Origin of the sequence: Paraburkholderia kururiensis (assembly GCF_034424375.1) — a bacterium.
GTDB classification, from domain to species: domain Bacteria; phylum Pseudomonadota; class Gammaproteobacteria; order Burkholderiales; family Burkholderiaceae; genus Paraburkholderia; species Paraburkholderia kururiensis_A.
Genome location: NZ_CP139965.1, coordinates 2,166,980 through 2,193,132 on the forward strand (window position 1 = coordinate 2,166,980; position 26,153 = coordinate 2,193,132).

General features: G+C 65.9%; 11 protein-coding genes. 8 read left to right on the forward strand and 3 right to left on the reverse strand.

The features are described from left to right. The first annotated feature begins 4 nt into the window (after positions 1–4). Together U0042_RS09785 and U0042_RS09790 are read left to right on the forward strand one after the other, a co-directional pair. A complete protein-coding gene (locus U0042_RS09785) occupies positions 5–2,368 on the forward strand; it encodes a tetratricopeptide repeat protein (protein WP_114814338.1) in 2,364 nt (787 codons plus the stop codon). Between the two features lie 192 nt (positions 2,369–2,560). After that, a complete protein-coding gene (locus U0042_RS09790; RefSeq protein ID WP_327205050.1) occupies positions 2,561–14,971 on the forward strand; it encodes a filamentous haemagglutinin family protein in 12,411 nt (4,136 codons plus the stop codon). 126 nt (positions 14,972–15,097) lie between these two features. Here U0042_RS09790 and U0042_RS09795 read toward each other — a convergent pair whose 3' ends face one another. After that, positions 15,098–16,411, reverse strand: a complete 1,314-nt coding sequence (locus tag U0042_RS09795; RefSeq protein ID WP_114814336.1) for a substrate-binding domain-containing protein — start codon at positions 16,409–16,411, stop codon at positions 15,098–15,100. A gap of 143 nt (positions 16,412–16,554) precedes the next feature. Further along, positions 16,555–17,871, reverse strand: a complete 1,317-nt coding sequence (locus U0042_RS09800; RefSeq protein ID WP_114814335.1) for a substrate-binding domain-containing protein — start codon at positions 17,869–17,871, stop codon at positions 16,555–16,557. 755 nt (positions 17,872–18,626) lie between these two features. On the opposite strand from U0042_RS09800, the gene gspD reads away from it, so the two are divergent. Both gspD and gspF read left to right on the forward strand, forming a co-directional pair. Next, the gene (gene gspD, locus U0042_RS09805; protein WP_114814334.1) at positions 18,627–20,984 is read left to right on the forward strand and encodes a type II secretion system secretin GspD; all 2,358 of its coding nucleotides are present in this window, start codon (positions 18,627–18,629) and stop codon (positions 20,982–20,984) included. Beyond that, positions 20,984–22,201: a type II secretion system inner membrane protein GspF gene (gene gspF / locus U0042_RS09810; RefSeq protein WP_114814333.1), complete on the forward strand. Its 1,218-nt coding sequence runs from the start codon at positions 20,984–20,986 to the stop codon at positions 22,199–22,201. The genes gspD and gspF overlap by 1 nt, the downstream gene beginning before the upstream one ends. Positions 22,202–22,238: 37 nt before the next feature. On the opposite strand, the gene U0042_RS09815 is transcribed toward gspF, so the two are convergent. Further along, positions 22,239–22,673, reverse strand: coding sequence for a general secretion pathway protein GspC (locus U0042_RS09815; protein WP_114814332.1), 435 nt, complete (start codon positions 22,671–22,673; stop codon positions 22,239–22,241). 123 nt (positions 22,674–22,796) lie between these two features. On the opposite strand from U0042_RS09815, the gene gspG reads away from it, so the two are divergent. The 4 genes from gspG to gspM are packed head-to-tail and all read left to right on the forward strand — an operon-like array spanning position 22,797 to position 26,136. Next, the gene (gspG, locus tag U0042_RS09820; protein ID WP_114814331.1) at positions 22,797–23,273 is read left to right on the forward strand and encodes a type II secretion system major pseudopilin GspG; all 477 of its coding nucleotides are present in this window, start codon (positions 22,797–22,799) and stop codon (positions 23,271–23,273) included. After that, positions 23,248–23,877, forward strand: a complete 630-nt coding sequence (locus tag U0042_RS09825) for a GspH/FimT family pseudopilin (RefSeq protein ID WP_269814062.1) — start codon at positions 23,248–23,250, stop codon at positions 23,875–23,877. Before gspG ends, U0042_RS09825 begins: the two co-directional genes overlap by 26 nt. 43 nt (positions 23,878–23,920) lie before the next feature. Continuing rightward, a complete protein-coding gene (gene gspL / locus U0042_RS09830) occupies positions 23,921–25,660 on the forward strand; it encodes a type II secretion system protein GspL (RefSeq protein ID WP_114814329.1) in 1,740 nt (579 codons plus the stop codon). Further along, positions 25,615–26,136 (forward strand): type II secretion system protein GspM, encoded by a 522-nt coding sequence (gene gspM / locus U0042_RS09835; protein ID WP_114814328.1) that lies wholly within the window; start codon positions 25,615–25,617, stop codon positions 26,134–26,136. The genes gspL and gspM overlap by 46 nt, the downstream gene beginning before the upstream one ends. The last annotated feature ends 17 nt before the right edge of the window (positions 26,137–26,153 follow it).

Here is a 26,153-nt window from a genome sequence, read left to right on the forward strand (position 1 = left end):
AGCTATGGAGCGCAAGAGGGAACGTGGCGGTCGCACGGCGCAATCTCACGACGACCCGACGGGCGGCCGTGCAGCGCTCATGCACGCGGCGGTGCGCAGCGCACTGCAAAACGGCCGCGCGCTGCACGACAAAGGGCAGATTGCGCAGGCTCTGGAACTGTATCGCGGCGTGCTCGCGATCGACCCGGACAATGCGGAGGCATGGCTGCTGTTCGGTGCGGCCTGCGATCAATGTGGCGACCTGATTCAGGCCGAACGCGCGATGGCTCGCGCGCTGCGCCTCGAGCGCCGCTATGCGTGGGCGTTTGCCCATTACGGTCTGGTGCTCGTCAAGCTGGGTCGCCATGAGGCGGCGCTCGCGCCGTTCGAGGAAGCGTTGCGGCTGGATAGTCGTCACGTACCGGCTCACGTCGGCTACGGCAACGCGCTGCTCGGGCTGGGACGCCATGCCGAGGCGCAAAAGACCTATGAGCAGGCGCTGGCGCTTTCGCCGGGGCTTGCCGAGGCATGGAGCAACCGGGGTAACGCGCTGCGTGCGCTCGGTCGTGCCGCCGACGCGCTCATCAGTTTCGACCGCGCACTGGCGATTTCTCCGCACAACTTCGCGACGCACACCAATCGAGGCCATGCGCTGCGTGACCTTGGGCGTCACGAGGAAGCTTTGCGCAGTTACCGGCTCGCACTGGTTATCCGCCCGCGTGTGCCCGAACTGCTGTCGCAGTGCGGCACGATGCTGCTTGCCCTTGGCCGCGATGAAGAAGCACTGGTTTGTTTCGACGAGGCGCTCGCGGCGAAGCCGGACGACGTCGACACGCTCTACAGAAGTTGCATCGCGCTCGATTTGCGGCACCGCTATGCGGAACTACTCAACCGGTGCGATCGCATCCTGTCGATCGCGCCGAACCATGCGGGCGCGCGGCTCGGCCGGGCCAACGCCCTGGCAGGACTGCATCGTCATACAGAGGCAGCAGAGGCCTATACGCAGGCACTCGCAAACACTACCGAAGTGCTGACGGCGCTCAGCAATCAAGGCGTCGCGCTGCGTATGCTCGAGCGTTACGCGGAGGCGCTGGATAGCTACGATGGGGCGCTCGAACGAATCGGGGCGAATGCGCAACTGCTGATCAGCCGCGGGTACACGCTTCAGTTGCTAGGTCGCTACGACGACGCGCTCGCGAGCTTCGAGGCGGCGGCGCAGGTGCCGCCAACCGACGCCGCCGGCTGGGCGTTGCGGGGCAGCGCCTTGCAACAGTTGCTGCGGTTCGACGAGGCCATCGGCTGTTACGCGCGTATGCACGCACTGGAGCCCGACAAAGGCCACGCGCATCACGAAGAGGCCTACTGCCGCCTGTTGACAGGCGATTTCGCAGAGGGCTGGAAAAAATACGAGTACCGATGGGTGGACCCGGACGCGGCCCGGTCGCGCCGTCATGCAAACCGGCCGTTCTGGTCCGGACGGGAACCCATTGCGGGCAAGACTGTGCTGCTGCATTCGGAGCAGGGCTACGGCGACACGATCCAGTTTTGCCGGTACGCGAGTCTCGTGCTGGCACGCGGCGCCGCGGTGGTGATGGAGGTGCCGGCAGCGTTGAAGACCCTGCTGTCGTCTCTTCAGGGTGTTCGCCATCTGGTCGCGATCGGCGAGCCGTTGCCGGCGTTCGACGTGCAATGTCCGTTGCTGACGTTGCCGCTTGCCTTCGATACCCGTCTCGAAACCATTCCGGCAGACGTGCCCTATTTGCACGCGGACGTCGCCCGCATGCACGAGTGGAGAAGACGGCTCGAGGCGCGTGCGCCGCGCGGGCGGCTGAAAGTGGCGCTCGCGTGGTCGGGCAATGCCACGCACAACAACGACATGAACCGGTCGGTTGTGCTGGAGACGCTCGCACCGCTGCTTGCGCAAACTGCAACGTTCGTGAGCCTGCAACCGCAGGTTCGCGAGCGCGACGCCGTTGCGTTTGCCGAAAGCGGCATGCTCGATTTCGGCCCGGACCTCCAGGACTTCGCGGACACGGCGGCGCTCGTCGCATGTCTTGACCTCGTCATCGCCGTGGACACGTCCGTCGTGCATCTCGCCGGCGCGCTCGGCAAGCCGGTGTGGGTACTGCTGCCGCGTGTCCCTGACTGGCGATGGCTGCTGAACCGGGAAGACAGTCCGTGGTATCCGACGGCGCGGCTCTTTCGCCAGGACAAACCGGGCGACTGGCCGACGGTGGTCGGGCACGTCGCGCAGGCGCTGGAGCGTCACGTGAAGGAGTGGGAGCGCTCGATGCCGGGCCGTCCCGAAAGCGGTAGCGCGCCATCGTCGGGCAATGGCGCAGAGCCGGAAAAGGTCCGTACCTTTCTGGACGGCGGGAATGGTACGTAACACTGGAAATACCGCCGCCACACCAGACCCTTAACGTCTCGACGTTTACCGGTCCAGAGGGTTATCCGGATTGCATCTTCGATGCAACGCGCTAGCCCGTGCCGGATGTGATCGCTCAATCTTGTGTTCGGGGCAGACGAAATGGCAGCACGTGCGCACACACGACAACAACTTCTCCACCCACCCGTCGCATTGCGATCGAAGCTCAGGCCGCTCTGTCACGCTATTGCGCTCACGCTTGCCGCGGGCGTGACCGCGCACGCCGGTGCGGCCGGCATCGTGAACCTCGGGCAGGCAACGCGTACGGCGGCAGGGGGAGCGGGCGGCGGAGGAGGTGCGGGCATCGCCAACCTCGGCGTGTCGCCGCAACAGGCGCTTCAGGCGAGCCAGCCCTCGATTCTCAATCTCGGGCATGCCGCGCAGGCCATCGCTTCGCAGATTGCGGCCCAGCAGAGCGCGGCGGCTGCGGCGGCGGCCACTGCGTCGAACGTGCCCAACGGCCTCGTCGCCGGCGGCTTGCAGGTGGCGCCCGGCGTGAGCCAGACCGATACCACCAACGCGCAGCTCTGGTACAACGCCAACCTTCCGACGCAGAGCGTGGACGGCAGCGGGCACGTGACGGTCGATATCAAGCAGACCGGCCAGAATGCCGTGCTGACCTGGCAGACGATGAACGTGGGCAGGCAGACGACGCTCAATTTCGACCAGTCGACGGGCACGCAGACGAACGGTGCCAACAATTGGGCCGTACTGAACCGGATCGACGACCCGACCGGTCGCCCGAGCCAGATTCTCGGCAACATCACCGCGCAGGGCTCGGTGTATGTCATCAACCGCAACGGCGTGCTGTTCGGCGCGGGGTCGCAGGTCAACGTGCATTCGCTCGTGGCCTCGTCGCTGGACTTGCTCAACACGAACAACCACCTGCTGCAAACGCCGGCCGACGTGGCCGCGAGCAACCGGTTGTTCCTCGGCATGACCCCGGGGACAGCGGGCGGTCTGGCCAGTCCCGAGACGAACAACTCGACGACCCCGCCGAACCCTGACGTGCCGAACGAGATACTCGGGCTCGGCAACCAGGCCACGGTCAGCGCCTCCAACCCTTATTCCTTGCCCGGCAGCGTCACCATCGAGCCCGGTGCGTCGATCACGACGCACACGAACGGCACGGCGAGCGACGGCGGCTTCGTGTTGATCGCGGCGCCGAACGTGAACAACGGCGGAAGCATCACGGCGACGGCGGGCCAGGTTGTGCTGGCGGCCGGCGTGGGCGTGAGCCTGCGCCCGAACGCGGTGAATCCGCAAGTGTTGCAGCCGGAATTGAGCGGCAAGCTGGTGACGGCCGGCGGTGCGGACGTCACGCCGGCCGGCACGCTCACGAATTCCGGCCTGATCCAGGCGGCGCGCGGCAACGTCAATCTGCTCGGCAGCAGCGTGGCCCAAAACGGCGTAGTGGGCGTGACGACGAGCGTGAACTCGCCGGGCACCATCACGATTTCCACCGTCGACGAATACAGCTCGAACAGCCCCCTGGGTCAGTCGTTCACCACCAACGGGAAACCCGTCACGTTCAGCGCGAATGGCGGCGCCGGCGACACGCATCGTGCGGGCCTGCTGACCTTCGGGCCGGATTCCGTGACGACCGTGCTGGCCGACAAGGACGGCCAGACCGTCACGTCGTCGCCGGGCACGACGTTCACTGCCGGCAACATCACGATGACGGCGGGCTCTGTCTGGTTCCAGGGCGGCTCGCTCATCGAAGCGCCGGGCTCGACGGTATCGGTGGCCGCGCTCACGCCGAAGGCTGCACTGAACGCCACGCCGCCGGGCGATACGGCGGTGCCCGGGCGCATTTATCTCGATAACGGCGCGACCATCGACGTCTCTGGTCTCGCAAACGTCGAGTTGCCGATCAGCGCCACGCTCGTCACGGTGCCGCGCGTCGGCCTGAACGAACTGGCCGATTCGCCGCTCTTGCGCAACAGCATCCTGTTCGGCATGCAGAACGTGGTCGTGGACAGCACGCTGTCAGGCACGCGCAGCGACGGCGTGCAATGGGTCGGCAGTCCGATCCTGAACCTGTCGGGATACGTCAGCCTGATTCCGCGCACGGTCGACCAGCTGCTCACGAACGGCGGCACCATCATGCTCTCGGGCAACGAGGTAATGACGGCGGCCGGTTCGTCGATGAACCTGAACGGCGGTTACGTCCACTACCTCGGCGGGCGCGTGAACACCACATTGCTCGAGGACGCGAGCGGCGCCATTGTGCCGATCGGCCAGGCGAGCCCTTACGATACGTTCGTGGGCGTGGCGGGCGCATTCACCGAAAGCCACCCGCGCTGGCAGGTGACGAAGACCTGGTATAACCCGCTGCAGACGGGCGGCCTGATCGAACCGGACTTCATCGTGGGCGGCAATGCCGGGACGCTGGACCTCTACGCGACCCAGTCGCTCGTGCTCGACGGCGCCATCAGCGCCCAGGCATTTGCGGGCTCCAAACAGGTGCAGGGCAACAGTCAGCCGACCGGCGGCACGTTCAATCTGGGCAGCGACCCGGCGGCGAGTTCCACGTTCTCCGCGGCGGGCAATCTCGCAGGGCTGACGCTGGGGGCCAGCACGTCCACTACCGGTGAATCGGGCCTCGTGATCCTGCAGGACACCGCGCCGCAACTCGATACGTTGTCGTCCGCGTTCTCCATCGACACGCCGTTCGACACCACGGCACTCGGCGGGCTTTCCGCCACCGACCCCGACAACGTGCTGGCCACGAGAGTCGTGCCGGTGAGCACGCTGAACGCCGGCGGGTTCGCGACGCTCAACGTCACGGAAGACAAGACGGCGGGCTCGGGATTCGTGGTGACGGCGGGCACGCAACTGAACCTGCAGCCCGGCGGCAGCGTGAAATTCAGCGGTACGAGCAACGGCAGTACCGTGGTGGCGGGCAGCATCACGGTGCCCGCCGGCACGATTTCGATTTCGAACGGCGGCAACATCACGGTGGGGCCGAATGCGGTTCTCAGTACGGCCGGGCAGTGGGTCAACAACGACGTGCAGACGGCGGCGGGCACCACGCCGGGCGATAGCCAGTTCATCAACGGGGGCACTGTCTCCCTCTCGGCCACGGGCAGTATCGACTTGCAGCCCGGCAGCGTGATCGACGTCTCGAGCGGCGGCGAACTGCAGGCCAACGGACAACTGCTGATGAGCAACGGCGTGCCGCTCGGCAAGGGCGGCAGCGTTTCGCTGTTGACGTATGTCGCGCAGCCCGGTTTTCCGGCGCAGTTGCCCACGGACGACCGCCTCACGATGGACGGCAGCATCCGCAGCTTCGGCTTTGCCGGCGGCGGGACGTTGACGCTGCAGGCGCCGGGCTTCCAGATCGGCGGCGATCCGGCTTCGGCGCCGGCATGGTCAGTCGTCTTGCCGACCGACTTCTTTGCGCAACAAGGTTTCGGCAGTTACGTGCTGAACGCGATGTTCGACGCCGGCGTGGCGCAAGGCGCGACGGTCAATGTCACGCAGCAGAACCTGATTCCCGACGTTCCCGCGCTACAGCGAGCGGCCAGCGGCGCTGATCTCTCGTCGGGCGGTCTCACGACAGTCGGAACGCTCGATGCCTATCACCGTCAGCCGACGAACTTCGTCATGACAGGCGGCGGCTATGTGGCCTGGCAAGGCAACAGTAGCTCGGGCACCACGCAGGCCGTTCCGAACTATCCCGGCGTGACAGGCGGCGTGAGCGTCGGGCAGGGCGCGTCGATAGTCGGCGATGCCGGCGCGAGCATTGGGCTGGGTTCGCCCGCGCAGGTGACGGTGCTCGGTTCGATCGTCGCGCCAGGCGGCGCGATCACGTTGAGCGCGGATACCGCCCTGACCTCGTCGTATGCGCTGCCGGGCCAGTACACCGGCAGCGGCGGCTTCACGAGCCCCGGCAAGTCCGTGTGGCTGGGGCCGGACGCGGTGCTCGACGTATCGGGCGTGGCGTTGACCAATCCGCTTGCTGCGCCGGTCAAGAGCGGGCTCACGACGATCACGCCGCACACGGGCAAGGTCTTGTCCGGCGGCTCGGTCACCATTGCAGACGATTCCGGCTATGTCGTGGCGCAGGCGGGCTCGCTCATCAACGTGTCGGGTGCCGCGACGAACTTCGATCAGGCGCAGCCGGGCGGCGGGTATGCCTCGCAACCGGTCTGGAGCGACGCGGGCTCCATCACGCTGGCCGCATCGAGCGGTCTCTATTTCGACGGCACCTTCAAGGCGCAGCCCGGCGCCAGTCAGGCCGAGGGCGGCACACTGTCGATCGTGCCGGAAGTGAATGCCGTTGCGGGTTCGGTGGAGGTGGGCGGTGCCAGTGTTGCGCTGCCGGGCGCGACGGCCCTGGTCGTCCAGCAGAGCGGCACGCTGGTGCCGGCCGGCCTCGCGCCGGGGCAGGCTTTCACGCAGCCGTTGAACGGCGTGCTGGAGTTTTCCGCCGATCGCCTCACGGGCTCCGGTATCTCCACACTCGTGCTCGGAAGCAGCACTGCGCAGTTGGCGGTGCCGATCGTGTTCACCGGCCCGGTCGACCTGAACCTCGGCAAAGCGGTCATCGTCAACGCGGGACAACTGGTGGCGCTCGGCAGCCAACAGGTACAGACGCTGCTGGGCACTGCCGCGCCTGCGCCGTCCAGCGGCAACCTTCACCCCGTCAACACCGTTCTTTCGAGCTTGCTGCCCGACGGTATATCGACCACCTCGACCGGGACGGCGGTGACGATCGAGGCGCCTTACGTGGCGCTCGTGGGGCCGTTCATCGGGGCCAGCTGGAGTAACGCGGTTCTCGCTCCGACCGTCAAACCGCTGGCGGACGGTACGCTGAACGTCAACGCGTCGTTCATCGACCTGGAAAACCAGGTGCAGCTCAACAATTTCGCGCAGGCGACGTTCACGAGCCACGGCGATATCCGGCTGGGTTCGACCAACGGCGGGATCACCCAGGGGCAAGGCTTGCTGGCGGGCGAGCTGTTTACGCCGGGCAATCTGACGTTCCGGGCCGCGGACGTGTATCCCGCCACGGGCACACCCTTCATTCTCGACGCGACGGGACCGACCGTGGGCGGGCGTCCCACGCCCACGACCATCGCGTTCCAGTCCAACGGCGCCTCGGACACGCCCTTGTCTGCGGGCGGCACGCTGCTCGTGGACGCGACGAACATCGTGCAGGGCGGCACGGTGCGGGCGCCTTCGGGCACGATCGTGTTCGGCGTAGGCGACGCCACGGCGGCGGCAACGAAGAGCCAGTTCAACAACCTGCCGATCGTTGCGACCGATTCAGTGACGTTCGCAGGCGGCAGCGTGACGTCGGTGTCGAACAGCGGTGCGGTCATTCCCTACGGCACGACCGTGGACGGTGTGGAGTGGCAATTCAATCCGACGGCAGGCACCACGTTGTCGGATCTGACTGCGCCGCCGCAGAAGTTCATCGGCGCGAACGGTAGCAGCGTGGCGCTCAACCCGGGCGCGACGATCGACCTTTCGGGCGGCGGCAATCTGCAGGCCGAAGAATGGGTGCCGGGCACCGGCGGCACGCGCGACGTGCTCTCGCAGTACAACGTCAGCTATGCGAACGGCGCCACGGGCACGGCCGTGCCGGTCAACGTGGGCGCCACGAACGTGTACGCCATCGTGCCCGGTACGCAGTCGCCCGTGGCCGCGTACGACCCGGTGTTCGCGCAGACCGTGCAGCCGTTCACGAGTGCGAAGGGGACGGTGGGCAGCACGACCAGCACGCTCGGCATCGGGCAGGCCGGCATGAACGGCTCTGTGGGGCAGGCGGTGTATTTGTCGGGCGTGCCGGGTCTCGCGGCCGGCTACTACACGCTGCTGCCCGGCAAGTACGCGACGCTGCCCGGCGCGTATCGGATCACGGTGTCGGCAAACGCAGGCAACATCGCGCCGGGATCGAGCAAGGTCTTGCCGGACGGCACGGTCGTGACCGCGGGCTATTTCGCCGACGCGTTGACCGGCAGCCGCAGCGCGACGCCGACCGTATTCGACGTGCAGTCGGGCTCCGTCTGGCGGCAGTATTCGCAGTACACGCTGACGGGGGCCAACAGCTTCTTCCCGGCGCTCGCAGCCACCAAGGGGAACGTGACGCCGCCGCTTCCCGTGGACGGCGGTCAACTGGTGCTGGCCGCAACGAAGGCGCTCACGCTCGGCGCGACGCTCAATACCGCGGCGGGCGACGGCGGCGCACCGGCCGAAATCGACATCGCCTCGCAGGACATCCAGATCACCGGGAACGGCGGTGCGGCGCTGCCGGGCTACCTGCAGATCGGCGCCGACGCGCTCGATTCCCTGAACGCCGGCAGTCTGCTGATAGGCGGCACGCGCACGGCGACGACGAGCGGCGTGACGATCAATCCGATCGCCAATAGCGTGGTGCTCTCCAACAACACCGGCAACGCATTGAGCGGGCCGGAGATCCTGCTCGTGACGAAGACCGGATCGGCCAGCACCGATCCCGACGCGGTCAACGGATTGCAGATCGATGCGGGCGCTGCCATCTCGGCCACCGGCAACTACCCCGCGGCAAAGGACCAGCCCATCACGATTGCGGGCGACGGTGCGCTGCTGCGCGTATCGAACGGGGCCATGACCACCGTGAACCGCACGGGCGCCGCGGGTACGGGCTTGCTGACGGTGGGCGCGGGCGCGACGCTGACCGGCGGGCAGGCACTGACCTTGGATTCGTCGGGCGACCTGAAGGTGGACCCGGCCGCGGTGCTGTCGGCACGTGCCATCACGGTCGACGGTTCGGCCATCACGTTCACGAACGACAGCAGCGCTGCCGCGGCGAGCCTGCCGGGCTTCGTGCTGAATCCGGCCGGCGTGGCACAACTGGCGAACGCGCAGCAGGTGATTCTGCGCAGCGCGGGCGCCATCAACTTCGTGGGCGACGTGAACGCCACGTTCGGCAACAGCGTCGACCTGAGCGCCGGGAATTTCGCCAATAGCGGCGGTAACGTCACGCTCAACGCGCAACAGATCGCATTCACGAACGAGACGGGTGCACCCCAAGGCACGGCGGCCACGGGCAGCGGCACGCTTACCGTGAACGCGAAGGAAATCGACTTCGGCGCGGGCAACAAGACGGCGAGCGGCTTCGGGTCGGTATCGATGACCGCGACGGGCGGCATCGTGGGCCAGAACTCGGGCACGTTCGATTTCGGCGCGCTGCCGGTCACGCTCAACGCACCGGTCTTCCTGGCCGATACCGGTTCGGCGTCCACCCTCAAGACGAGCGGCGGGCTGACGCTGAACAGCGCGGCCGGCACCGCGTTGAACCGCACGTCGCTGGGCGGGGCGTGGAGCTTCATTGGCGGCACCGTCAACGACAACGGCGCCACGATTGCGGCGCCGGCCGGCAATGTCGGCATGGAGGCCACGTCGGGCGATCTGACCATCGGCAGCGGCGCGACCATCCGCTCGGCGGGCGTCGCCATGCCGTTCTTCGACGTGACGGAGTACGCGCCGGCGGGTGCCATCACGCTCACGTCGGATACCGGCACGATCTACGTGCAGGCGGGCGCCACGCTCGACTTCTCGGCGCCGGCCGGCGGCGGGGCGGCCGGCAGCCTCTCGTTGTCCGCGCCGCAGCAGGTGGTGAACCTGAACGGCACACTCAAAGGCAGTGCCGCGGCCGGCTTTGCGGGCGGCTCCTTTTCGCTCGACACGGGCGGTGCGGCAAACCTCGACAGTCTCGCCACCACGCTCGCATCGAGCGGCGTGAACCAGTCGATCGCGATCCGCACGAAGTCGGGCAACCTCACGCTTTCGCAGGGCAACGCGCTGACAGCCCAGACCGTATCGCTGACGGCCGATGGCGGCTCGGGTGGCCTAGACGCCAACAACGGCAACGTCGCGATTCTCGGCACGATCAACGCCTCGGGTACCGCAGGCGGCGAGATCGATTTGTACGGCAAGGGCAACGTGGATATCGAGGGCTCGCTGCTTGCGCGAGGCTCCAGTGCGACGCAACGCGGCGGCACGGTGAAGGTCGGCGTGAGCGGCGTGCCTGACACGGCCAATGGTGCGGTGCAGGTCGATCCCACCTATGGCTACGAGCTGATGTCGAAAACGGCTTCGGGCAAGATCACCGTCGGCTCAAAGGCGCTGATCGACGTCTCGGGCGGAACGGCCGGCGGACTGTCGGGCGGCACGGTCAGCTTCCGGGCGCCCGTGCTCGACGACGGCAGCGTGAACGTGACCATCGCGCCGGGTCAAAACGGTTCGACGATTGTCGGGGCGCGTGCGGTCAATCTGGAGGGCTACGCGGTATGGAGCACGACTGACCCCTCCACGGGCGCCCAACACTTCGACGGCATCGTCGACCCCGCGGGCTGGTACGACAGTCAGGGCAGCCTGGTGTCAGGCACGTTCACGGACAAGAGCGGCAATACCGTGCTCACCTACACGGCGGGCAGCATGACGGCGGATCAACTGACGCCGTATCTGACCAACGACTTTTTCGCACCGGCAGGTAGCGCTGCGAATACCGACCACGAGACGTTCTACGGCTATAGCGGCGGCAATTCGAGCAACGGCGCTGGCACGTTGATGAACTTCGTCAACAACGGGTTGACCGGTGTGGCCAATCAGTTCGCCGGCACGGACGTGGCGAATTTCCACGTGGTGCCCGGCATCGAACTCGACAACCCGAGCGCCGCGATCAATGGCGGCAACATCTCGGTGCTCACGAACTGGAACCTCGGCGCGGGCACGTCGCAAACGAATCTGGCGTACCGCTTTCAGGGCCAGGCGCCTGTCATTACGCTTCGTGCCGAAAACAACGTGAAGGTCAAAGCGAGTTTGACCGACGGGTTTTTCCAGATCGCGAATCCGCTGGGCGGCGGCGGGTCGATTCCTGTGCCGCCGTTGTCGACGTTGACTGAGGCGCAAGCTATTTTTAATGCGCCGTCGGGGCTTTACGCGAGCTATGGTTATGGGCTCAATTATTTCGCGAAGGGACCGAACCCGCTGGCCTTTGCGCCAGGGCAACCGGTGGGAGGAACGGCCGACCAAATAGCCGAGTACTACGCCTTGTATACCGCATATGCGAACTATCTCGACCAAACGCCGACGGCTGTGAACGCTCTCGTGGGCTTTCCCGCTGCGTCCAACGTAATAAACGCAATCCATACGTTTGCTTCCCAACCCTTTCAGCCGGGGCAGCCCAGTGCGCCATCTGCGCCGTCCGACAGCGATCAGGCGACCAATGCAGGGCTCTATCTGATTTACCTGAACCAGTACCAGACTTATCTCACCCAGGTGGCCCAGTTCTGGCACGACCATCCTTCTCAACAACCGACTATCACGCCGCTCGTTCCGCCCGCCGTTCAACCGGATGCGGTGATCCAGACGTCCACCGTCAGTCCGCCGGCGGTGAACGACAACACGCCGTCGCTCACGGCGACAGCAAGCAACCCGTTGCCGCTCGCGGCCGCCTCGCTCGTCGGCGGAGCCAGTACGTCGTTTCGCGTGGTGTCGGGGGCCGACCAGGGAAGCGCTGACCCGCTCGCCGTACAGGCCGCATCGGTGTTCCGCAACGCGAGCGGCAGCGGCAACGTGTCGCTCGACGGACACACCGCCTACGTGGACACCAACGGCGTCGCCTTGCTGGCGCCCACCATGATCCGGACCGGCACGGGGGCCATCGATATCGCGGCGGGAAACAGCTTTGTGCTTCAGGATGCCACCGCGCCCGGCGTCGTCTACACAGCAGGCGCACCGACCACTGCCGCGGGCGCGCCGACGGCGGGCAGCACGGCAAGCATTGTGAAAGGGAATACGTCCAACGGCATTCCCGATACGCTGGTGAGCCCGAGCGTCAATCCCGACTCCGCAGGCGACATCACCATTCACGCACAGGGCGACATCACGGGTATCGAAAACGTTATTGATCAGGACGGCACGATATCGGGCCGCGTTGGGCAGAACATCAGCCAGTTCTGGTCGCCCTGGATGGAAACCGGCAATCCCGCCGGTCAAACGTCGATCAACTTTGGCGCATTCGATCAGGGCGTGATGAGTGTGGGCGGCAACGTCTCGGTCAGCGCGGGTGGAAACATCACGGACCTCGCGGTCTCGCTGCCCACCACGTGGTTTCTCACCCATGACGGCGCGGGCAACGCCGCCGTCAATACGGTGGGCGGCGGCAATCTGTTCGTTCATGCCGGCGGGAATATTCTGAGCGGGGACTACTTCGTTGCGAAGGGAACCGGAGCGATCACGGCGGGCGGCGGTATTGGCACCGACGGTGTGAACTACACGACGTATAGCGCGAACAACGCCAGCCGCGGGCTCAGTCCAATTGTTTCGTTCGGACCGGTCGGCACACTGCTGGCGGTGCAGGACGGCATCCTGAATGTCAGTGCGCGCCAAGGCGCGAATATCGGCGGCGTGCTGAATCCGTCATATGGCACGAGTAGCGGCGATCAGCAGGCCTACTCGTCCACGTCCGCCGTCAACGTCCAGTCCGTGACAGGCGACGTCGATTTCGGAACGTTGGCGCCTGCCCCGGACGACAAGAGCCTCACGCTTATCCCGGCGATCAGCACCTTGCCCGCCAGCCTGAACCTCACCGCGTTCACGGGCGGTATCGCGCTCGATTCCGCCGGCACGCTTTACCCGTCCGCAACGGGCCAACTGAACCTCGTCGCCAATCAGACGATCAGCTTTTCCAACGTAGCGAATGGCGGCCAGACTTTCGGCCTGTCGGACGCCGATCCATCGTCCATGCCGTCGCCCGTCAATCCCACGGCTACGCCCGACCTTCACGCGTCGAGCGCACTGCATGCCGGCGATTCGACGCCCGCACGCATCTACAGCCTGAACGGCAGCATCGTGAACGGCATCCTCGGCTCGACGGGGTTTTACGGCAACCAGGTGACGGTGACGATCGACAAGCCGGCCCTGATCCAGGCCGGGCAGGACATCGTAGACCTCGCGTTTCAGGGGCAAAACCTGCGTGCGGCGGACGTGACCCGCATTGTTGCCGGGCGCGACATCTACGACACGCCGCTGCTTGCCAGTTCGACGGCTCTGGTTCCTGCCTTGCTGCTGGGCGGTCCCGGTACGTTCGACGTCGAAGCCGGACGCAACATCGGGCCGCTGACGAATCAGCAGCAGGCCTTCGTTGCCAGCGGTCGGAACGACGGATTTGTCGCGCCGCCAACGGGTATCGAGGCAGTAGGCAACGCGTTGAATCCGAATTTGCCGCACGAAAGCGCCAACATTCAGGTGTTGTTTGGCGTAGGGCCGGGCGTCGACAGCGCCGGGTTCATCTCCGCCTATATCGATCCTTCGAAGACAGTGCCCGGCGTTCCGTCCACGACGCCGGCCCTGATCGCCTTCATGGAGCAGTACGATGCCGGGCTTGCCGTCGACACGGGGCGCGCGCAGGACAAGGACGCCGCGAAGCAGGCCGTGGGCACGCTCACCGCTGCGCAGGCGTGGCAGCAGTTCCAGGCGCTGCCGCCCTACGTGCAGCAGCTCTTTGCCGAACAGGTGTTGTTCAGCGTGCTGACCGACGTGGGGCAGGACTACAACAATCAGGCAAGCCCCTACTACCGGCAGTACGCGCGCGGCTACCAGGCCATCAACACGCTGTTCCCGTCGTCGTTGGGTTATACGGCGAACAATCTCGGCGGCGGCAGCAACGGCGCGAACAAGCTTGTCAGCACCGGCAATCTCGATATCCGCAGTACGACCATCCAGACGCAGCAGGGCGGCACGATCTCGATTCTGGGGCCGGGCGGCCAGGCGCTGGTGGGCAGTACGTCGGCCCCGCCCGCCATCGTCAACGCCAACGGCCAGGTGGTGGCAGGCCCCGGCACGCAGGGCATCCTGACGCTCGAGCAAGGCGATATCGACATCTTCACGGACCAGAGCGTGCTGCTTGCGCAAAGCCGGATCTTCACCGAGCAGGGCGGCGCGATGACCATCTGGAGTTCGAACGGCGACATCAACGCCGGCAAGGGTTCGAAGTCGGTGGCCGATACGCCTGCGCCGAATTACGTGTGCGACGTGAACCACTATTGCACGGTGGACGCACGCGGCGAGGTGAGCGGTGCAGGCATCGCGACGCTGCAGACCATTGCCGGTGCGCCGGCCAGCGACGCGACCCTGATCGCGCCGCGCGGCACAGTGGACGCAGGCGACGCCGGTATTCGCGTGTCGGGCAATCTCAACGTCGCGGCGCTGCACGTGGCGAACGCCGACAACATTCAGGTTCAGGGGCAGTCCGCCGGAATTCCCGTGGCGCAGACGGTGAACACCGGCGCACTGACGGCGGCGAGTTCCGCTGGGTCCGCCGCGAGCCAGCTGGCCCAGGACATCGTGAAGAACAATGCGACCGGCGTCGGCCAACGGCGTTGGAGCATCTCTGTGCAGGTGGAAGGATTCGGGGATGCCGGCGACGGCGACCCAAGGAAGCGTAAGTCCGCACAGGTGGGCTACGACCCGGCCAACGCCGTTTCCGTCATCGGATTCGGTGGCGTGGGCCAGGCGCAGAAGGCGGCTTTGAGCAAGGAAGAGCAGGAGCGGTTAGGGAAGATTTGAGTTGCTAAGGTTGTCGTGGTCCGCATGGAGCATGTGGCGGACCGGATGACGTGTGAGGCAGAAGAGGAACGGCCCTGCTGTGCAGGGCCGTTCGCCATTGGGGCATCGATCTGGCGGATGGTGCGATCAGCGTCCTGTCACCGAGCCCGAGCAGACCGTCGTGTTGCCGATGTTGAGGTTGAATGCGCTGGCGTTGGAGAGGAAGTCGCTGTTGATCGCCGTCAGGTAGGTCGAGGGCACCGAATCGAAGCCGTTGCCGCGAAGGACGGACGCATTGCTCATGGCGTAGTGCTGCGTCAGGAAGTCGACAATCGCAGTAGCGGGAGACGGGCTGTTTGACTTCGGGTTGGCATAGCACTGGCTGACGATGATCTGGATCGTGCCGGCGATGGGATAGCCGGTTGACGGGTTGCGGACGGCCGGCACCCAGTTGGACGGGTTCCGGGCGATCAGTCTGGTGCCGGGCGCGGAGGCGGAGCCCATCGCCGTGGTCGCGTTCTGGTACGTCGGGACGAAGTCCGTGCCCGTGAAGTCGTTCCGCAGGCTCGCAACCGGAAGATTGTTTGCTTTGGCCGGCGTGCTGGAGGGCGCGAGGAACGTGTTGGTGTAGTCGGGACTTAGATAACCGAGGCCAGCGCCGGAGAGCGCAAGCAGAGAAGCGGCAACGCGACTGCTGCCTGATGCTGGCGCGAAGTTCGACGGCACGCCAGCAATGAATTCGCCCGCGAAGTTTTGCGACTCGGTAAACGTGATGTTCGAGTTGGGCGCGACCGTCACGCCGTTGCGCACGAACGGCGTCGTGTGGCAGACCTGCGCGAGGTGAGCGGTCAAAAGATCGGTTGCGTCGCCGTCGCCAGCGGTATAGATCACCGTGATTGGCTTGCTCGTAGCCGAATAGACCGAGCCGTTGTCCGGGTTGACGACCTGGTTCCAGTTGGTCAGCTTGCCGGAGAAGATGCCGCACAGGTCGTCGTCGTTGAGCGCAACGGTGGGCGTCGCGCTGCCCGGCAGCGCGGGCCCTGTGCCGGCCGGAGCGTTCACAAGGGCAATCGTGACGGGCGTGATGAGGTACGGAATCTGGATCAGCGGGCCGTTCGTGACGCCGAGCGTCGACGTGTAGGCCGAGATCTGTGCCGGCGAGAGCGGCGCGTCGCTGATCGCGAAGTCGACCGTACCCGTCACCGTGACGGTACCGGAGTCGAATTGCGAGGGGTCGTTGTTCAGGAACGCCGCCTCGCCTCTGGCTGAACCGACCGCGTAGTAAGAAATCGTGCCGTTTGCCGCAGGGGAAGCAGAGACTTCAGTGCCAATCAGCGGAGTGACCATTGACGAGCCGCCACCGATCATCGATGGCGCCGTTTGCGCTATGGCAACCGGGGTGCCGAGGATCGACGTGGCAAGCGTGACGGCCCGACAGATCCTGCGTTTGTTGAGTTTCATGGGAATTCCTGTATGGGCTTGACCACACCCGCGTATGGCGTGCGGAATTAGCGTCTGTGCTGCGAATCCGGGCGGATAAAAAGAGAACGGCCCTGCTACGCAGGGCCGTGAAATGCAAAGCTCTAGTCAGACGGATGGCGCGATTAGCGGCCTACCTTTCCTGAGCAGCCCGTCGTGTTGCCGATGTTGAGGTTCCACGTGCTGGCGTTGGAGAGGAAGTCGTTGTTGATCGCCGTCAGGAAGCCCGAGGGCACCGAGTCGAAGCCGTTGCCGTGAAGCGTCGCCGCGTTGCTGCTCGAATAGTGCTGCGTCAGGAAGTCGACGACCGCAGCAGCGGGAGACGGGCTGTTCGAACCCGGGTTGGCGTAGCACTGGCTGACGATGATCTGGCTCGTGCCGGCGATGGGGTAGCCCGTCGTCGGGTTGCTAACGGCCGGCACCCAGTTGGCCGGGTTCTTGGCGGTGAGTTGGGCACTCGGAGCCTTGGCCGTGCCGATGGCCGTCGTTGCGTTCTGGTACGTCGGAACGATGTCCGTGCCCGTGAAGTCGTTACGCAGGCTGGCGACCGACAGATTGTTCGTCTTGGCCGGCGAGCTGGACGGTGCGAGGAACGTGTTGGTGTAGTCCGGGCTCAGATAACCCACGCCAGCGCCGGAGAGCGCAAGCAGCGCGGCCGCAACGCCGCCGCTGCCCGTTGCCGACCGGAAGTTCGACGGCACGCCGCCGGTGAATTCGCCCGCGAAGTTTTGCGACTCGGTGAACGTGATGTTCGAGTTGGCCGCAACCGTCACGCCATTACGCACGAACGACGTCGTATGGCAGACCTGTTGAAGGTGAGCCGTCGTCAGGTCGGTCGTGCCGCTGTTGTCTGCGCGATAGATCACCGTGATCGGCTTGCTCGTGGCCGAGTAGACCGAGCCGTTGTCCGGGTTGACGACCTGGTTCCAGTCGGTCAGCTTGCCGGAGAAGATGCCGCACAGGTCGTCGTCGCTGAGGGCAACGGTGGGCGTCGTGCTGTTCGGCAGAGCCGGGCCCGTGCCGGTCGGGGCGTTCACGAGGGGAATCGCGATCGGCGTGACGATGTACGGAATCTGGATCAGCGGGCCGTTCGTGACGCCGAGGCCACCCGTCGAGGTGTAAGCCGAGATCTGGGCCGACGACAGCGGCGCGTCGCTGTTCGCGAAGTCAACCGTGCCCGTTACGGTGACCGTACCGGAGTTGAATTGCGAGGGGTCGTTGTTCAGGAAGGCCGTTTGACCTTTGCCCGAGCCGACGGAGTAGTACGAAATCGTGCCGTCCGCAGCGGGGAACGCCGAGATTTCGGTGCCGATGGTCGGCGCGACGAGCGACGAGCCGCCGCCGATCAGCGACGGCGCCGTTTGCGCCATGGCGACCGAGGCGCCGAGGGCGGAAATGACGAGGGTGATAGCCTGGCAGATCTTGCGCTTGCTGGATTTCATGAGATTTCCTTGAACGAAGATAAAGGGAATGCCTGTCGCCTGATGACGAGACGAGTACCGCTTGATTGCCACATTGCGGCGACCGGTATCCGGTGTGAACCGCCGAATTACTCTAGGTGAAATCTGGAAAGAATTTGTGAAACTTTTATATCGAATGGTACGGACCATTTTTGAAAATCGGCTGTAACCCATATGGGCTCTGGAAAGAACGATTGGGAGCGCCGCAGCGAGCCGAAAAAAGCCGAAGACAGGCAACAAAAACGAGCGAAAGAAAACCCGCAACCGCCCAGGTAGCAAGCCAGGCGAACCCGTGCCCGCGACGGGCGAAGCCCCTAACGCCCTTCCACGTCAATTTGATGGCAGATGCTACGGACCATTTCTGTCACGTCTTGAAAAGCCTCGCCATTCCGCGATTCGCCCTTTATAAAGAAGTGAATTTCGACGTAAAAAATAAACCACGCAATGCGGCATGAATATAAAACGTCGAAACGTCTATATGACATGAACGGCAATCGAATTCACCGAAAACGATTTAATGGAAACCACTCAAGCGCGCCCAAAATGTTGCCCACCATTCGTCATAATTCTGATCCACTTCGCTGCTTAGTCTTTGCCGGGCGAATCCGTCCGGCATGAGGCGCGCCGGGGACCCGACGAACAGACGAGGCCATGCGGGGTGTGCTGTGGAGTATCGATGCACGCGGCAGACGCGTCCGTCGCCGCCCGCCTGTTGCTCCGGCATCGAACCCAGCCCTATGACAAGTACACGCTCCCGCTTCGGTCGCTTCCGTCGTGTTCCCGCAGGCTTCGCGATTCTGTTGACCGGTCTGGTCGCCGCGCGGTTTGCCTTCGCGCAGGTCAGCCTCAACTTTTCGAATGCGGACGTGGCGCAGGTGGCCAGGGCCATCGGCGCCGCCACCGATACGACGATCATCGTGGACCCGCGCGTGAAAGGGCAGCTCAATCTCGTTTCCGACAACCCCGTCAGCAAGGAGCGCGCGCTCAAGACGCTCGAGGCGGCGCTGCGCATGCAGGGCTTCGCGCTCGTGCGCGATCACGGCATTCTGAAGGTGGTGCCCGAGGCCGATGCGAAGCTGCAAGGCACGCCCACCTACGTCGGCAACACGCCGCGCGCGAGCGGCGACCACGTCATTACGCAGGTGTTCCGGCTGCGCAACGAATCCGCGACGAACCTGCTGCCCGTGTTGAAGCCGCTCGTGAGCCCCAACAACGTGATCGCGGCCTACGCGAACGACAACACGCTCGTCGTCACGGACTACGCCGACAACGTGCGCCGCATCGCGGAGATCATCTCGGGCATCGACGCCAGCACGTCGCAGCGCGTGGCCGTGGTGCCGCTCAATCACGAAAGCGCCATGGACCTCGCGCCCGTCGTGCAGAAAATGCTGGACCCGAGCACGACGGGCAACGCGGACGCCACGCTCAAGGTGTCGGTGAGCGCGGACCCGCGCCTCAACGCATTGCTGCTGCGTGCCACCGACCCCGGCCGCGTCGCCGACGCCAAGGCGCTCATCGCGCAGCTCGATGCGCCCACGCGCGTGCCCGGCAACATGCACGTGGTGCGCCTGCAAAACGCGAGCGCCGTGGATCTCGCGAGGGTGTTGCGCGGCATGCTGGGTCTCGCCGGCGATACGGGCAGCGGTTCGTTGGGCAATGCGTCGTCGAAGAGTTTCAGCGAGGGCAACGGCGGCATGTCGGGCAAGAGCGGCGGTACGGGCACCGGCACAAATGCGTCCACGGGCACAGCCGGCGTGCCGCCGCTGCCGGGCACGACCGACAGCGCATCGGGCTCGAACGGCGGCGACACCACGACGGGCCGCGGCGGCCTGATTGCGGGCGCGATGGGCGGCGGCGCGGAGTCCGCCGCGAACGGCATGATCCAGGCCGACGCCGCCACGAACTCGCTCGTCATCACGGCACCAGAGCCGGTCTACCAGAACATCCGCAACGTGATCGACCAGCTCGACGTGCGTCGCGCGCAGGTCTATCTGGAAGCGATGATCGTGGAGATGAGCGCGACGTCGGCCGCGAATCTCGGCGTGCAGTGGCAGGGCGCCATCCAGTCGGGCAACGGCAACAACGCGCTCTATGGCAGCACGAACTTCGGTACGTCGACGAGCCAGAGCATCGTGGACCTCACGGCGCAAGGGCAGACGCTTGGCCAGAATCTCTCCACGGCAACGGCCACCACGCTGCTCAACAACGGCATCAACATCGGCCTGCTGCACAAGTTCGGCAAGTTCTTCGGACTCGGGGCGCTCGTGCAGGCGCTGGCCACCGTGAGCAACGCGTCGATTCTCTCGTCGCCGAATCTCATCACGCTCGACAACGAGGAAGCGCGCATCGTGGTGGGCTCGAACGTACCGGTGCAAACGGGTTCGTATTCGACGGCTACGGCCGTGTCGAGCACGGGCGTCAATGCGTTCAACACGTTCGACCGCCAGGACGTGGGCATCGTGCTGCACGTGCGCCCGCAGATCACGAAGGGCGGCGTCATCAAGCTGCAGATCTATTCCGAAGACTCGTCGGTGGACCCGACCTCGGTGAACAACCCGGGCGGCGTGACCATCATCAAGCGGTCGGTGCAATCGACCGTGCTCACCGACGATGGCGAGATCATCGTGCTGGGCGGACTTATTCAGGATAACTATTCGGACGGAAACAACAAGGTGCCGTTCCTCGGCGACCTGCCGCTGATCGGCTCGCTGTTTCGTGCGGAAAACAAGAGCCGCACGAAGACGAACGTGATGGTGTTTCTGCGGCCCGTGATCCTGCACGACGGCGAGACCACAGCGAGCATTTCGGGCAACCGCTACGACCAGTTGCAACAGCAGATGAGCGACTACCGGTCGGACAACCGCATCGAACGCGACCGCGACAGCCCCGCGCTGCCGCCGCGTCCGCCGGGCCCGGAGCAGGGCGTCGCGCCGGCCGAAGGCCTCTTCGACTTGCAGCGGATGAAGCGGCCGTCCGGGAGTGGCGATGGCGGTTCGGATCGCGCGCCGGACAGCGTGACCGGTGCAACGGCAGCGACAGGTGCAACAGGTGCTTCGGCTGCTGCAAGTGCTTCAGGTACAACAGGAGCCCCATGATGTCTGCGTTCCGCTACGAAGCAATCAACCCCACGGGCAAGACCTTGCGAGGCGTGCTGGAAGCCGACAGCGCGAAGGCCGGGCGCAGCCAGTTGCGCGCGCAGGGCTTGACGCCGCTCGTGGTCGAACTCGCGGCGTCGCGGCTGCATGGCGAGCGCAACCGGCGGCTCGCGCTCGGCAAGAAGCTCTCGCAGCGCGAGCAGGCCATCGTGACGCGGCAACTCGCGAGCCTGCTGATCGCGGGCCTGCCGCTCGACGAATCGCTTTCGGTGTTGAGCGACCAGTCCGAGCGCGACTACGTGCGCGAACTGATGGCCTCCATTCGTGCCGAGGTGGTGGGCGGCCATTCGTTTGCGAACGCGCTTTCGCAGCATCCGCGCGATTTTCCCGACATCTATCGCGCGCTCGTGGCGGCGGGCGAGCACACGGGCAAGCTGGGCGTGGTGCTCTCGCGGCTCGCGGACTACATCGAGCAGAGCAACGCGCTGCGGCAGAAAATCGTGCTCGCGTTCACGTACCCCGCGGTCGTGACGGTCATCGCGTTCGGCATCGTCACGTTTCTGTTGAGCTACGTGGTGCCCCAGGTCGCCAACGTGTTCACGAGCACCAAACAGCAATTGCCGTTTCTCACGGTGGCGATGCTCGCGCTCTCGGGTTTCGTGCGGCACGGGTGGTGGGCCGCGCTCGGCGGGCTCTTCGCGACGGGTTGGCTCGTGCGCAAGGTGCTTTCGCTGCCGGGGCCGCGGCTCGCGTTCGACCAATGGCTGCTCACGGCGCCGCTCGCGGGCCGGCTCGTGCGCGGCTACAACACGGTGCGCTTCGCGAGCACCCTCGGCATTCTCTCGGCAGCCGGCGTGCCGATTCTGCGCGCGTTGCAGGCCGCGGGCGAAACGCTCAGCAACCGCGCGATGCTGAACAAGGTGGAAGACGCCATCGTGCGCGTGCGCGAAGGCTCGTCGCTCTCGCGTGCGCTCGGCAACACGAAGACGTTTCCGCCGGTGCTCGTGCATCTGATCCGCTCGGGCGAGGCGACCGGCGACGTGACGACGATGCTCGACCGCGCGTCCGAAGGCGAGTCGCGCGAACTGGAACGCCGCACCATGTTTCTCACGAGCCTGCTCGAACCGCTGCTGATTCTCGCGATGGGCGGCGTGGTGCTCGTGATCGTGCTTGCGGTGATGATGCCCATCATCGAACTCAACAACATGGTGCAGTGATGAACGGCGCACCGGCCGCGCGTGGCGGCATGCAGGTTCAACGCACGAACGCGCTCGGGCTCTGCGCGTCGGGCAGTCTGATTTCGCGCTGCAAGCCGTTGCTTTCCACGACGATGGACCGCGCGTGTACCTCCGCGAGTTTCACGGCGTTGCCGAGCGCACCGCCCAACCGCACGACGCGTGCCGCGTCGCCGCCCAGGCTCACGATGGCGGCCGCGTGGTGCGCATCGAACGAGAGAATGCCGAGCAGCTGGATGGTGTTGTGCGTGTCGGCGTCGGGCGAGGCGCCGAAGAGGGTCGTGCCGGCGGACACGTCGAGCGGCGCGGGCGGCGGCGGGGTGGCCGGTGCGGCGGGCGCGGGTGCGCTGAATACGCGCGCCCACCCGAGCACCACGGCGATAAACAACGCGGCCGCAGCGGCCGTGGCGAGCATGGGTGCAACGGCGCGGCGGTTCAGAGGCAGGCGGATCATGGCGTGTGTCCTGGGCGAAGAAGCGGAACCAAACAAGCGGGCGATTAAGCGGCGCGTGCACGAAACGCAGTACAGGCCGACATTTTTTGACGCGAGGGTGAACAGATGATGACGCGGTCCGGAATGCTTCATTCAACGCATGCGTGTACCGCGCATGCGGCGCGGCGACGCCAACGCCAGGCGCACCGTCAACGCGGCTTTACGCTCATCGAGATCATGGTGGTGATCGCCATTCTCGGCATTCTCGCCGCGCTCATCGTGCCGAAGATCATGAGCCGTCCCGACGAGGCGCGGCGCGTGGCGGCGAAGCAGGACATCGGCACCGTGATGCAGGCGCTCAATCTGTATCGGCTCGACAACGGGCGGTATCCGTCGCAGGACCAGGGGCTGCGCGCGCTCGTGGAAAAGCCGACGGTAGACCCCGTGCCGAACAACTGGAAAGACGGCGGTTATCTGGAGCGGCTGCCCAACGACCCGTGGGGCAACGCGTACCAATATCTGAATCCGGGCGTGCACGGCGCAATCGACGTGTTCAGTTATGGCGCCGACGGTAAGGCAGGCGGAGAGAACAACGATGCAGACATCGGCTCGTGGCAGTGAGCGCAGCGAAGCGCGCATGCGCGGCTGGGGCGTGAGCATCGCGCTGTCGTTCGTGCGGGCTGAGCGCATCGCGCGTGACGGTGGCCTTGCGCACAGCGTGACGCGTGCCGGCGCCCGACTTGCGCGGCACCGCGTGCGCGCGCCGCAGCGCGCCGCGGGCTTCACGCTGCTCGAAATGCTCGTCGTCATGTTGATCGTGGGGCTGCTCGTGGCCGTGGTGACGCTCGCGCCCACCACGAACCGCCGCACCGATCTCGCAGAAGAAGCGCAGCACCTCGCCAGCCTGCTCGAATCGGCCGGCGACGAGGCACAGGTGCGGTCCACGCCCATCGCATGGCAGCCCGTGAACGGTGGGTACCGCTTCTATCAGCGCGCCGAAAACGGCGCCTGGCAGCCCATGACCGACGACCTGTTTCGCGCGCATCGGTGGAGCGCGAGCGTGACGGGCGTGTCGATGCGCTACACGGGCGGCGCGTCGATTTCGCGCGTGGTGCTGGGCGCGGAAAGTATCGACGTGCCTGTCACGATCGCGTTGTCGTCCGGGTCGGTGCAATGGCTCGTGGTCGGCACGGGCATCGGCAACTTCGTCGTGCGCGCGCCATGAACGCGTTTGCAGGCATGCCGCCACGCGCCGTGCGAGGTGCGCGATGACGACTCTCGTCGTGCTGCTGCCTGCTATTCCATTCAGGAATACGAATCTTGACGGCGAGTACAAGGAGCACGATGAGCACGATGAGTCCGTGCATTACGCGCTGTTCGATCGTCGTGGGCAGATCGTGCAAACCGGCGAGTGTGTGCCCAGCGCGTTGCCGAAGGCGCAGACGGCCGTGCTGATTCTCTCGGCGCGCGACACGCTGCTGCTCGAAGCGAGCCTGCCGCCCGTCGCGGGCCCGAAGCTGCGCAAGCTGCTGCCGAACGTCGTGGAAGAGTTTTTGATCGACGATGCGCAGCGCAGTCATATTGCCGTTGCGCCCGCGCGCAAGGGCGAGGCGAACCGTGTCGTCGCGGTGGTGGATCGCGAGCGGTTTGCAGCGGTCGTGCAACGTTTCGCCGCGCTCGGGTATGGGCAGTTGCGCGTGGTGCCGCTGGCGCATTGCATGCCTTCGCCGGAGCACGAGCCGCCAGACGACGCGCACGAAGCGCACGAATCACATGAAGCGAGGCGCGAACCGGAACTCGCGCCCGGCGATGACGAAGACGCAAGCGAGGCATCGTTACTGGCGGGCGAGACGGACGCGCGCCATGCCAGCCGCCACTCGGGCGTGCTGATTGTGCGGCGCGCGCCGCTCGCGCAAACGACGGCAGGCACGGGCAGTGAAGCCGAAGCTCACGCGGCAGCAACGGTGCTCATGCAGACGGCCACGCAGGAACAGGCGGCCTACGCCAACGGCGATGAGCCGCGCGACAACGCCGTTGCCGCTTCCGTCGAACATGTCGGCCCCCTCGAAAGCATTGCAGCGGCCGAACCGCCGCAACGCGTCGAACTCGCGATCCGCCAGGGGCCCACGGGCTTCGGCATGGAAGTGTCCGCGGACCGTCTCGACACGACGATTGCCGAACTCGCGCGGCGCGGCACGCTGCAGGTATGGGCGTTGACTGCTACCGGCGTGGCCGACGCAGCAGGTGAAGCGAACGAAGCGACCACGGCGGCCAGGCCTGCAACGAAGGCACAAGACCACGCGCACAGCGCGTCGATGGAGCACGCCATCCATCACAGCGGTCCGTCGAACTCGTCGCAAACCTCAACGCAAACGTCGGCGCAATTGTCATCGCAAACCTCGCCGCACAGCGCCTTCCCGCTCGCCGCGCAAACCTTCGCGTGGGCGCACCTCGCGCGCAACGCGCTCGCGTGCCCGTTCGACCTGTGCCAGTTCGAATTCGCCCACGCGGGGCGCGGGGCGGCGAGCGGCCACGGCGGTCTGCGTCCGTGGTGGCCTGCTATTGCACTCGTCGTCACATCGGTCGGGGTGTCCGTCGCGGCCGTCAACGTTCAGTGGTGGCAGTTGCGTCATCGGCAAGACGCGTTGAATGCGCAGATGACGGCGCTCGTCAAAGACGCCTTTCCCGGCGTCACGCTGGTTCTCGATCCGCACACGCAGATGCAGATCGAACTCAAGCGGCTGCGCGGCGCGGCCGGCGACTTGCGGCCCGATGACTATCTCGTGCTGGCTGCGGCGCTTTCGCGCGCATTGGGGCCCATTCCGTCGAGCGCGCTCGCCACGCTCGATTACAGCGATGGCGTGCTCGCCGTCACGTTCAAGCCGGAGACGGCTATCGACGGCGACGGCCTGCGGCGGCGTCTCGTCGCGCAGGGCGTATCGACCCAGGAGGACAACGGCAAATGGCTGCTCGGCTCGCTCAATTCCACCACGCGCGCGCCGCGCTGACCGAATGGTTCGAGGCGCGCGCGCCGCGCGAGCGCGTGCTGCTCGTCGCGGGCGGCGCGGTGCTGCTCGTTGCGTTCGTCTACGCCGTGCTGTGGGAGCCTGCCTATGAAGGACGCGCGCGCGTCGCGGCCAGCCTGCCGCTGCTCGATGCGCAACTCGCCGACGTGCGCGCGCAAATGGACGAAGCGCGCCGCCTGCGCGCGGCGGCCGCCGTGAGTGCGCCGCAAGGCAACGCGTTGCGCGAGGCGCTGGCGGCGTCGCTCGCGCAGGCCGGCATGGGCGAAGCGCGCGTGGTCGCCACGGGCGGCAGCGTGCAGATCGACGCGAAGGCCGTGCCCTTCGCCGCGTGGATGGCCTGGCTCGACCAGGTGCGCCGCGAGCAGCACGTGCGCGTCGTCAACGCACACGCGAACGCGGACGCACGCGCGGGCCTCGCCACGGTGTCGGCTACGCTGCAACCGGCGGCGCAACAGTAGGCGACGAAAGATGGGGC